Raw genomic sequence first — 11,726 nt, 5'->3', positions numbered from 1 at the left:
ACTATCCGTCTTCATGAGCTACCCATCGTGTCGGTCCGTACTCGAGTGGAGCTGGAGATTTCCCGAACGCCGAATGACGCTCTGTCGTGCGACGGTGCACGACAAGAGCGTCGAGTTTCAGGCGTCCCCCCGACGAGACGTGCGAACACTGGACATAATCCTGCCACGAAGAGTCATTCGTTCGCGCTATATGAATATCCGTTTACGGGGGAAATAGATAGCGTTAAGTGAGGTGGTTCACAACGCGAATTAATTGATCGGTGAACCGAAACCGCGCCTTTGCGCAGAGTTAACGTGGCCGCAATGAATGCACCGAGAAATGGGCGCGTCGAACCCAATCAAAAGGGGCGTGCGGTTTGCGAATTAACAATCGGTCGATCGAATTTATTCAGCGGGTGACGGTCGCTCCGACGTACGGTGTCCAGGTGATCGCGCCGTACTGGAACGTCACCCGTACGCCGCCGCCGTACTGCGGCATCTCGTCGCTCGTTGCGGGCCCCAGGGTGGGATCCCAGGCGCTGTAGATGCCCCCACCGATGTTGTGGGTACCGCCGATGGCGGTCGAGAACACACGGAGGCCGAAGGGGCTGTCGAAATCCTGGTAGGTGCCGTTGAACGGCGTCGTCGGGAGAAATCCGGTGGCCCGGATCGATTCGGCCACAGCGCGAGGAACGGCGATGAAGCCGTTGGGCATCTCGTAGAGAACCGCATCCTGGCGGTACTGCGCCCACGTATCGCGCACGGGGAACACCGGGCCCAGTACCGCTCCCGAGTTGTTGGGAGCGGCAGCGAATCGGTTGTACTCGGCCGTGCGTGGGATTCCCTGCTGCAGCAGTCCCATCAGGCCCCACAGGGCCGGTTTGGCACCCCAGTTGCTCTCGAGCAGGCCGAACGTGTCTTCCGGGTCGTTGCTGCCGGTTGCCTTGTCTCGCAGCGTGTACAGGAAGATCGGCCCGGTGTACGGCAACTCGCGCCACTTCTGGATGAAGTCGGTGATCATCGCGTTCTGCTGATCTCCCGACACCGCGGAGGTGGGAACGCCGTACTCGGTGGCCCAGATCTTCTTGCTGCCGTCGCCATTGGCGACCATGGCTGCGCGCATGTCCATGACCTGTCGGGCCGGTGAATGCTCGACGTACGGGCCCTCGGAAAACTTCAACGAGTACTGATACGGGTGGTAGGAGAGGGCGTCGAAACTGCCTGCCGCACCTGCCGCGTACATCTGATTGGTGAAGTCGACGGGGTTGACGATGCCCCATCCCTGTTCGGCTGCGCCGAGGACTCCGCCGACGACGGTTGCGGCCGAGTCGGCTGCCTTGATCTTGGGGTACGCCGCTTTGAGCAGGGCGGTGTAGCCGGCCGCGTCGGGTTGCGGGCCGTAGAACATCGACCCGTTGGGCTCGTTCCAAATCTCGTAATCGGCCACTTTGCCCTTGTAGCGGGCGGCGACCTTGCCGGCGAAATCACCGAACGCGGCAGGCGATGCCGGGCGGGTGTTGATGGGTTGGTTGACCGGGGAGGTGGCCCACGGCGGGGTGTACGCGATGATGCCCAGCATCGAGATGTTCGCTGCTCGAAGCTTGTTCACGACGCGGTCGACGGCCGTCCAGTCCAGCTTGTTCTGGGTGTATTCGACGGTGGACCACGGAATGGCGATGCGCATCGACGTGACGCCCATGCTCGTCATGAATTGCACGGTGGTGTCCAACTCCGCGTCGGAGGCCCACAGCAATCCGCCGCCGTCGGAAATGCCGACGCCGGGTGGATTGGGGGCTGCTTCGGCGCGGGACGGGCCGACGAGGTGGTCGGGTGAAGTGATGACCGACGTGACTCCGAAAGCGAGCCCGGCAGCGACGATCAGAACGGTTGTCGCTGACATTACTGTGCGAAAGCCACCGCGAAAGTGAACCATCTTCAATTCTCTCCACCAGGGGGTCCGTACCAACATTCGACGGGCCGGTGCGGGAATCATTGCACCTCGAGCACGCTTTTGTGCAAATCACAAAAAGCGGACCGATAATTATGAAACTGCTGGTCGAGTACCTCCGGCCGAAAGCAAGCTTTTCGTTTTCGTACTCTCGATGTTGTCGCCGTCGGGCTTGGTTTCCGTCGCTTTTTCCCACGCGTAGACGACGAATGCGAGCATCACGGAAAATGCCGTCGTGGTGGAGGGATTGCTGACGACGGGGAAGTCGAGTTGCAGCGCGACCACCGAGAAGCCGATGAATGTGCCGCCGTAGAAGCCCAGTTCCCATCGTCCCGATCGCAGCATTCGGTAGCCCACCACGGCACCGGCAACGAGAATTGCGGTGAAGGCGAGGCCGGTGAATATGCCGCCGCGGTAGACGGTGAGCAGGGGTGAGTTGGCGACGAAGTTCACCTCGAATGCGGTGGCCGGATCGACGAATTCCGGCCGGCCCCAACCGAGGCCGAAGAGCCAATGGCCTTGCATGTGGCCGGGAAATTCGGCGAGGGCATCGCCGCGTGCGCTCGAGCCTGCGTCTTCGTTGCCGAAGGACGAGAAGACGCGGCTGCGCACGCTGGGTACTGCGAGCGCTCCGATGAAGGCAGCGACGAATGCGCCGACGATGGCCAGGCGTTCCCTGGTCCGCAGTTGTTGGAACGCGAACATCAGTACTACGCCGAACACCACCGAGAACAGAGCCGCTCGCGACAGCGTCAGCACGATCGACAGGAACAGCAGGGCTGCGAGGGCGGTACGCAGGTAGCCACGCAGCAACAGGATGCACAGCATCAGCGCGAGGACGAAGCCGATTCCGGCGGCATTGGGGTCGATGTACGTCCCTGCCAGGCGAACCGAGGTGGCACCGGTGGGGCTGTAGACGAATCGAGTGCTCTCCTCCTCGGTGCCGTATCCGAGAATCGAGAGGTAGCGAATGAGTTTGCCGGCGGGATCGCCGACGAAGATCAGCAATGCAAAAGCGGCGGCCCCGGATGCCGCGTAGACGTAGATCCTGCCGAACACCGCCATTTCGTCCCGCGGCATTCGCAACAGGCACACCACCACGAGGGTCGAGATCAGCCATTTACCGAATTCGAAGAAGTCGCCGAGTCCGGTTGCCATGACGACGACCGACAGTGCGGACAGGACGATCAGCGTTATGACGGTGGTTTCGGGCCATGTGATGCGGCTCACTGCCGTGCGGTGAATCACAGTGGCGAAGATCGTCGCGACGGCGAACGTGAAGACCAACGGCACGGGTGTGCCCGGAACGTAACCGAAGGGGAGCGCGCCCAGCGAAAAGGCAAGAGCGCGAGTCAGATACAGCGGGTGACGTAGGCCGATGTACGCTCCCACCGTCAGCGCGACTAGGGCGAATGCCCCCAATTTCGCCGGAGTTCCGCCGACGATCATGGCGAATGTAACGGTTACGGGGATTGCCACGATGGCGACCCATCCGACCCGCTGCGCGATGCTCATGGGTTCTGATGTTGTCACGCTTTCATGTACTCGCAACATCTACGCCGTGCCGAATCCTTCGCTGCGCTTTATTGTTTCCCCTTGACCGACGGTTATTCGATAGGAGCACTCGTGGAGATTCGAGAGTATTGGCGGATCCTTCGGGCGGGTTGGTGGATCGTCGCGCTGGCGACGGTCATCGGCGTCGCCGGGGGTTTTGCCTACACGTTCTTCACGACGCCTCAGTACCAAGCGTGTGCTCGTTTGTTCGTCACCACCGAAGGCGGCAGTTCCGTCGGTGAGGCGTACCAGAACAATCTGTTCTCGCAGGAACGCGTGTCCTCCTACGCCGGGTTGGCCACCAGTACACAGGTTGCGCAGCGAGCCGTCGATCAGTTGCAGCTGCAGCAGTCCGCGGCGGAACTGCGGTCCAGGATCACCGCGACGCCGATCGAGAAGACGGTGTTGCTCGATCTGTGTGCCACCGACGCCGATCCCGCGGTCGCCCAGGCGTTGACCAATGCGGTCGCCGGGCAGCTGACGCAGGTGGTGCAGGAACTCGAAACATCCCAGCGCGGAGGCAACCCCGCGGCCGGTGCCACCATCGTCGATCAGGGTGACGTTCCGACGGCACCGATCGGCATGGGTCTGGTCACGGCTCTCGTTCTCGGCGGCGCTGTCGGCTTCGTGGTCGGCCTCGCCCTCGCGTTGCTCCGTGGTCTGATGGATCGCTCCATTCGCGATCGTCCACGCGCCGAGGATGTCTCGGGCCGCGTAGTACTCGGCGGCCTTCCGGTGGATGCGACGCGTCCCACGGTGCCGGTGGCGTCGATGGCGACGATGGGTGAACCACTGCGCGTTATGCGCACCAACATTCGCTTTCTCGGCGGCGGCTCCCCGCCGCGAGTCATCACCATCACGAGCGCGGCCGCGGGTGAGGGGCGTACCAGTACCGCCATCGATCTCGCCGCCGTTCTGGCCGAGGCCGGGCATTCGGTGCTGCTCGTCGGCGGCGACTTGCGTAGCTCGGCCCTGGGCACCCGCTTGGGCATCGACCAGTACAGCGGCCTGTCCACCGTTCTCTCCGGTGAGCACAGCGTGGAGGATGCCATCCAGGATGACGTGTTCGACGGTGTGTCGGTGCTCCCGGCAGGGCCGGTGCCGCCGAACCCGAGTGAGTTGCTCGGATCGGACCGCACTCAGGAACTGCTGACGGCACTGCGCGGTGACTACCGCTACGTCATCGTCGACACCCCGCCCTTGCTGGACGTCACCGACGGCGCAATCCTCACGGCATTGTCCGACGGCACAGTGCTTCTCGCTCGCACCGGCCGCACCACGCGTGACAAGCTCCGGCGTGCGATCAAGGCGCTCGACGGCGTCGGCGGCACCGTGCTGGGCGTGGTGACCACCTTCGAACCCGCGGCCCGACGCCTCCGCGGTGGCAGTTCCGCGGCAAGCGAGGGTTCCAGTGAAACAAGCACTGCTGCAGACACTTCCACTGTGCCGACCACGCACGCCCCGTCCGGACCCGCCCACGCCGCGGTCCGGCCGAGGCCGGCGAACAACGACTCTGCGACGTCCTCGGCGAGCAGAGGATAGCTTCGATGTCAGGGAGGTGGACGGTCCGAGTCGGTGCCCTGCTGTGTGCAGCAGGGGTGTCGATCTCCTGCTCGCAGCAGGCTCCGATCGTGCTGCCGCCCGGCGCGCAGACGGCTCCCGTCACGGCCGCTCCGGCGACGTCGGAGCCGCTGCCACCGTCCGATTTCGGTGGTACCGGCCCGGGTTCGTTGATCTCGGCCGAGCCGATCGAGGACATCGCAGCAGACATCACCGAGTTGGGTGCCACCGCGACGCGGGTGGTGTACCGATCGACGTCGGGAGTCACCGGGGAGCCGACGGAGGTCTCGGGCACCGTGGTGATCCCGGGTGGCACTGCGCCCGAGGGTGGTTGGCCGGTGGTGTCCTACGGGCACGGTACGACGGGTGTGCTCGAGGCGTGTGGGCCGTCGAGGTACGCCAACCTGCTCGGTAGTGCACCCATCGTGGCGGCACTGGTGCTCAACGGTTTCGCCGTGGCCATGACGGACTATCAGGGGCTCGGGCTCGGTGGGTCGTATCACCCGTACCTGGACTCGAAGACGTTCGGCTACAACATGATCGACGCAGTCCGTGCAGCCAGGAACTTCGTACCCACTCTCAGTTCGCGGTGGGCCGCCTACGGCGTTTCGCTCGGCGGCATGGCGGCTTGGGCGGCCAGCGACCGCAACGCCGAGTACGGGGGCGGGCTCGAGCTGGTGGGTACCGCGGCGATGGTGCCGGTCTCGGACATGTCCGGCTTGGCCGATGCCGCCGCGAATCAGACGTTGACGCGGGCCCAGTACCCGCTGCTGATGTATGCATTGCACACTCTGGCGATCAGCCATCCCGAGATGAACCTCGACGATTACCGATCCGGGTTGGCGCGGGAGCGGTGGGACGACTTCATGGAGTGCGTGCCACCGAAGTCCGACGACGTGCCGGGGCTGTTGGCAGGTCTGCAGGCTGCGGACCTGACGCCCGTCAGCGTCGAGGCGACCGATCGACTGCGCGGCTACCTGGCGGATATGGCTCTGCCGCAGCAGCGTTCGACGACACCACTGTTGGTGATGTACGGCAGCGAGGACGATCTGATTCTCGAACCGTGGACCGAGAAGGCGTTGCAACGGGCGTGCGCTTCCGGAGACCTCGTCGAGTACGAGCTGCATCAGGGCGAGGGACACGGAGATCTGGACAGCAGTCGGTCGGTTCCGTGGGTCAAGGGCATGTTCGCCGGCCAGCGTCCGGTGAACACGTGCGAGTTGAATCGATGATCGCCCCCACGGGTGTGCCGACCCTCAAGGACTACGGCCGTATTCTGTTGTCCGGCTGGGCATTGATCCTGGTCGCCGCGATACTGTCGGCGGGTGCTGGCTGGTTGGCGACGCAGTTGGTCGAGCCGACGTACACCGCAGCGTCGCGGGTGTTCGTCACCACTCCCGGTCCCACCTCGCCCAAGAATTCGCTCGATGGCAATCGCGGGTCGCTGGTTCGCGTCGAGACGTATGTTCAGTTGGCCACCGGCGAACAGGTGCTGCGACGCGTCATCGCCTCGCAGGGGTTGCCGCTCGAACCGGAGGCGCTGAAGAACGACATCACGGTGGTGCCCACTCCGGGCTCGGCGCTGATCGAGATCTCGGTGGTGAACTCCGACGCCGAACAGGCACGCGATATTGCCAATGAGGTTGCGGTGCAGCTCATCAAGCTGGTCGGTGAGATCGACCTGGGTGCCGACGGAGCGGTGTCGGAGGTGACGCTCGTCGATGCGGCCACCACACCTGATCAGGTCACCACACCGACGCCGATGAGCAACATGATGCTGGGGGGAGTGATGGGCACGATCCTGAGCAGTGTGCTGGTTCTGGCATTCGGAATTGCACGCGACTCGATCGACCATCGCGATCAAGTGGAGAACATCGTGAAGCAGGCGACCGCTGCCCAGCGGACGCCTGCTGCAGAGGGGGTCCGATGACACTGTCGAGAACGAGCCGAATAAACCGAGCGAGCGGTGCCTGCGCACTGGCCTTGATCCTGGTGACGGCGGGGTGTTCCTCCGACGAACCTCCCGCCGATCCTTACTCGGTATCGGAGTCCGCTGCGTTCGGTGCGACGCTCGACGCCGATTACGGTGAAGCCGGCCCGGGTTCGCTCGAGAGTGCGCAGCAACTGCTGACCATCGATCGTCGAGTCAGTGCTGTGTCTTCGGTCGCCGCGCGGGTGGTCTACTCGTCCACCTCCGGCGTCGACGGTTCGCCGCAGCGCGTCTCGGGCACGATCTTCGCACCGGAAGGCACACCGCCCGAGGACGGTTGGCCGATCATCGCGTACGGCCACGGCACCACCGGCGTGCTCGAGGACTGCGCACCGTCGACGGATCCCGAGTTGCTCGGCAGCTCGCAGATCGTCGCAGCGCTGGTGCGCGCCGGGAACGTCGTCACGGTGTCGGACTATCAGGGACTGGGCCTGGAGGGCTCGTATCATCCCTATCTCGACGCGCGTACCGTCGGCAACAACCTCATCGACTCGGTGCGCGCCGCCCGCAAGCTGATACCCGAGGCGTCCACCAAGTGGGCGGCGTTCGGCGGGTCTCAGGGCGGTCAAGCCTCCTGGGCTGCAAACGAACTCGCGGGCAGCTACGGCGAGGGCCTCGAACTGGTCGGCTCGGTCAGTTTGGTGCCGGCCGCCGATATGGTCGGTCTCGCGGACGCCGCCGCGAACGGCACCCTCACCGACGATCAGAAGCCGCTGCTGCAGTGGGTTCTGGTGGGTCTGGCCCAGTCTCATCCCGAGCTGGACCTGGACGACTATCGCAGGGGCATCGTCGCCGAGAAGTGGGACGAGCTCTCGGCATGCGGCGGTGTTCTCGCTGCCGACCGCACGTCGTTGGCGGCGCAGATCAGCGACGACGATCTGCGTCCGGCAACCCCCGAGGCCACGGCGAAGCTCGCGGAGTACCTGCGCGAGATGAGCTTGCCGATGTCTCCGGCCGCCGCACCGATGCTGGTTCTCTACGGCGGCAAGGACACGTTGATCTCACAGGCGTGGACCGAGACCGCCATCGCGGCCGGCTGCGCCGCCGGAGACACCATTCAATCTGTACTCCAACCGAATTCCGGTCACGCAGACATCGACGGTGCTGCTGCGTTCGGATGGCTCGAAGACCGGTTCGCCGGCACCGAGGCCATCAGCTTCTGCCCGCCTCCTGCGCCATGACCTCCAGAAGGTACCCATGACCGCCACTCCCGACAGCACCGCGACCGCCGCAACCGCGGTCACCACCGATACCGGTACCAAGCGCCCAGCCCGCCTCGTCGGGCTCGATGGCCCCCGAGGCTTCGCCTGCCTGTGCGTGCTCGCCGTGCACGTCGGGGGTCACTACTCGCCGCAGACCGTCCTGACCTACAAGCTCGGGGTGCTGGGGCAGGGGTTGATCTTCTTCTTCGCGCTCTCGGGTTTCCTGATCTTCCTCCCGATGGTCCGAAAGTTGTTCGCAGGCAAACCGATGCCGAACAACGTCAGCTACGCCATGCACCGGCTGCTGCGAGTGTTTCCCGCGTACCTGTTCATCTTCTTGTTCGCCAACTACGTGATGCGTGCGGTGTTCGTGGAAAACGCTGCGGTGGCCGAACAGCATTTCACCGACAACGGCCTGGGCATCCTCACCGATCCGCTGACGCTGGTGGCCAATCTGACGTTGGTGCACACCTACATTCCGAGCATGATCCAGACCGGCATCAACCCGTCGTGGTCGCTGTCGCTGGAATTCGCGTTCTACATCGCACTGCCGCTGCTCACGAGCATCGCGTTCTTCCTGCGCAAGCGCACGTCCATCTCGGCACCGGTGCTGGCGTTGATTCCGGTGGTGATCATGTTCGTCATCGGAATCACCGGAAAGCTCTACACCGCCTCGCGCGTGGGGCCGTCGGGCATCACCGATCCGAAACTGCTGGAATGGGGACCCAACGAGATCGCGGTGCTCAGCCGTAGCTTCTGGTCGCTGGCAGACAATTTCACCTACGGGATGCTGGCCGCGGTGGTGTTCGTCGCGATCGACAACGGAATGTTCAAGGGCACCATGGTCACCCGCATGCGGTGGTGGACGGGAATCGCGATGATTCCCACCGCGGTGATCTCACTGATGCTGATCGACAACAACTCGCGCTGGCAGACATCCACCGTGTCGTTCGGATCGGCCCTGCTCATTCTGTTCATCATCGTGCCGCTGGCACGCGGTGAGCAGTCGAAGCTCGCCGAACGGGCCGATTGGGCACCGCTGAGCTACGTGGGCATGATCTCGCTCAGCGTCTACCTGTGGCACTTTCCCATCCTGATCATGCTGGGGCGCTTCGGATGGATGGCAGGCGACAGCCCGTTGGGGCTACTGCGGAACTTCGTGTTGGTGAGCGCGGTGAGCATCGCATTCGGGGCGGTGACGTACCGCTTCATCGAGAAGCCGTCATTGACGTACGCGCGTAGATTCAAGGCGAGCAAATAGATTCATGCACACCGTGTTTAGGCTCGCGGCTCCGCTGATGCTCTTTCCTTTGCTCGCAGGATGCGCCGTGGTGGTGCCGCTCGGTGTGCAGGCGCAGGGGGCAGTGGCAGCGGCGGTGCGTGGTTCCGATCCGGAGCCGATGGACATCGCGAATCCCGGTGCCGGTAGCGGCTCCATCGTCAGTGCCGAGACGATGCCGAATCTGCCGCTACCGGTGCGGATGTCGGGTATCGAGGCGGCGAAGGTGGTGTACCGCTCGGTGCAACCGGGTGTGGGTGAGCGCGAGGTATCGGGCACGGTGATCACTCCGTCCGGTGATGCGCCCGAGGGTGGGTGGCCCGTCATCTCCTACGCCCACGGCACCACGGGTATCGAGCAGGCGTGCGCGCCGTCGAAGTCCGCGTCGCTGCTCGGCGCGTCGGCGCTCGTACAGGGTTACACCACAGCCGGATTCGCGGTCGCCATCACCGACTACGAGGGTCTCGGGCATCCGGGCAATCATGCCTACCTGGACAACATCACCGCCGGCTACGACGTCATCGATGCCGTCCGGGCATTGCGCACTGTCTTTCCCGACGTGGGTACCGACTGGGCTGCATTCGGGGGCTCGCAGGGCGGCGGTGCTGCCTGGGCCGCGAACGAACTCGCCGATTCCTATGCGCCGGAGCTGAATCTGGTCGGTGCCGTGGCTCTGGCACCCACCGCGAACATGGTGGGCCTGGTGGACAAGGCGGCGGCGGGCACGTTGACCGAGGACCAGGGGCCGGTGCTGCAGTGGATACTCGAATCGCTCGCTCGGCGTGACGAGAACGTCGATCTCGACGACTACCGCAGCGGCAACGCCGAGCAGGACTGGGACACCCTTACCCAGTGCACGCCGGACCAGGCGGGTGCGCGTACAGAGGCGGCACAGCGGCTCGGCGACAAAGACTTTGCGCCCAAGTCCCCGGCGGCCGCCGGAGCGCTGCGGGACGAACTGACGCGGATGGCCCTGCCGACGGGGCCGGCGTCGGCACCGATGTTGGTGGCCTACGGAGATGCCGACACCTACATCGACGTGGAGTGGACCGATGCGGCTCTGCAGTCGGCGTGCGGACTGGGCGATGTCATCACCATCGACCGGCAGGCCGGGCGTGGGCACGGGGATGTGAACGGCGACAACGTCAATCAGTGGATAGGGGATCGCTTCGCTGGGACACCGGCGCAGAACGACTGCACGTGAACAGGGGGAGCGTCATGGGGTTCGGTCGGAACGCGAAGGTACGGGCCAAGGACGTCGTGAAGAAGCGTCTCGGACGCGGCATCGCGGTGGAGGCGATCGACGAGCCGTATCTGGTGGTGGCGGTACTGGGGCAGTCCAATGCCCACGGTGCCGGACGTGGGTTGGATCGATCGGGTCTCGATGCGCCGCATCCACTGGTGCATCAGTGGGCGGCGTCGGGCCGGTCGAGGAACACCATCGTGGCGGGCAGCAACCCACTGTTTCATGAGGTGCCCTCCAAGGCAGTCGGATTCGGTCCCACGTTCGCCGCGCATCTGGCCGATGCGACGGGGCGGCCGGTGTTGCTGGTTCCGTATGCACGCGGCGATTCGGGCTTCGCGCGGATTCACGGTATCTCCTGGGATCCGGCCGATACCGGGGCACGAGTCAATTTGTTCTGGGATGCACTGCAGCGCATCCGATCGGGATTGGCGACCACGCCCGGCAACGAACTCGCGGCGGTGCTGTGGCATCAGGGGGAGAGCGATGTGCCGCTGCTGAGCGGGCCGGTGTACGCGGAGAAGCTCGACAGCCTCATCGATACCCTGCGCGGCGAATTCGGTGACGTTCCATTCGTCCTCGGTCAGATGGTGCCGGACGAAATCGAATCGGGGGATGCGAACTACGCCGTCATCGATGCGGTACACGCCGATACGCCCAGGCGTAAGGCCGGAGTCGCGTACGTGCCGGGTCCGCGGGGGCTCTACAACAGCGAGACCGAGAAGATTCACTACAACGGCGAGGGGCAACGGGAACTGGGACGCCGAATGTGGGAGGCCTTCACCCATATGTCTCCGAGCGTCCGACGTTCGACCGACAATGCTTGACACGGGGCATGGATGTCGCGCTAATTGGTGGTCGGTAAAGGCCGGGATGGGGGCCGCGGGGAGAAGTCGGCAACGCTGTGGATGCGTGCGATTAATCCAGTGGAAACATGTAACGACCTGCGGGTTCATGGCGATCAAACCATC

The 11,726-nt window shown here is 64.4% G+C and carries 9 protein-coding genes; 7 read left to right on the top strand and 2 right to left on the bottom strand.

All coding sequences use genetic code 11. The features are described from left to right. Positions 1-388 precede the first annotated feature (388 nt). Positions 389-1,879 (bottom strand): glycoside hydrolase family 5 protein, encoded by a 1,491-nt coding sequence (locus CH256_RS25120; protein ID WP_256989542.1) that lies wholly within the window; start codon positions 1,877-1,879, stop codon positions 389-391. 141 nt (positions 1,880-2,020) lie between these two features. Next, positions 2,021-3,442: an O-antigen ligase family protein gene (locus tag CH256_RS25115; protein ID WP_256989541.1), complete on the bottom strand. Its 1,422-nt coding sequence runs from the start codon at positions 3,440-3,442 to the stop codon at positions 2,021-2,023. A gap of 111 nt (positions 3,443-3,553) precedes the next feature. Between CH256_RS25115 and CH256_RS25110 the strand changes: the two genes are divergently transcribed. From CH256_RS25110 to CH256_RS25080, 7 genes are read left to right on the top strand one after another with little or no spacing between them, the layout of a single operon-like run. After that, positions 3,554-5,023, top strand: a complete 1,470-nt coding sequence (locus tag CH256_RS25110; protein WP_094671112.1) for a polysaccharide biosynthesis tyrosine autokinase — start codon at positions 3,554-3,556, stop codon at positions 5,021-5,023. Positions 5,024-5,028: 5 nt separating this feature from the next. Continuing rightward, positions 5,029-6,273, top strand: coding sequence for an alpha/beta hydrolase family protein (locus CH256_RS25105; protein ID WP_094671110.1), 1,245 nt, complete (start codon positions 5,029-5,031; stop codon positions 6,271-6,273). Continuing rightward, positions 6,270-6,971 (top strand): YveK family protein, encoded by a 702-nt coding sequence (locus tag CH256_RS25100; protein ID WP_094671108.1) that lies wholly within the window; start codon positions 6,270-6,272, stop codon positions 6,969-6,971. Before CH256_RS25105 ends, CH256_RS25100 begins: the two co-directional genes overlap by 4 nt. After that, complete coding sequence (locus CH256_RS25095; protein ID WP_094671106.1) at positions 6,968-8,212, top strand: lipase family protein; 1,245 nt, start codon at positions 6,968-6,970, stop codon at positions 8,210-8,212. The genes CH256_RS25100 and CH256_RS25095 overlap by 4 nt, the downstream gene beginning before the upstream one ends. A 16-nt stretch (positions 8,213-8,228) precedes the next feature. Next, entirely contained in the window at positions 8,229-9,494 is a 1,266-nt protein-coding gene (locus CH256_RS25090) for an acyltransferase family protein (protein WP_094671180.1), read from the top strand. A 4-nt stretch (positions 9,495-9,498) separates the two neighbouring features. After that, a complete protein-coding gene (locus CH256_RS25085) occupies positions 9,499-10,716 on the top strand; it encodes a lipase family protein (RefSeq protein WP_094671104.1) in 1,218 nt (405 codons plus the stop codon). Then, complete coding sequence (locus CH256_RS25080) at positions 10,713-11,582, top strand: sialate O-acetylesterase (RefSeq protein WP_256989540.1); 870 nt, start codon at positions 10,713-10,715, stop codon at positions 11,580-11,582. Before CH256_RS25085 ends, CH256_RS25080 begins: the two co-directional genes overlap by 4 nt. Positions 11,583-11,726 lie beyond the last annotated feature (144 nt).

The organism is Rhodococcus sp. 05-2254-6, from assembly GCF_002258565.1.
Classification (GTDB): Bacteria; Actinomycetota; Actinomycetes; order Mycobacteriales; family Mycobacteriaceae; genus Rhodococcoides.
This window is presented reverse-complemented; position numbering and strand designations above follow the sequence as displayed.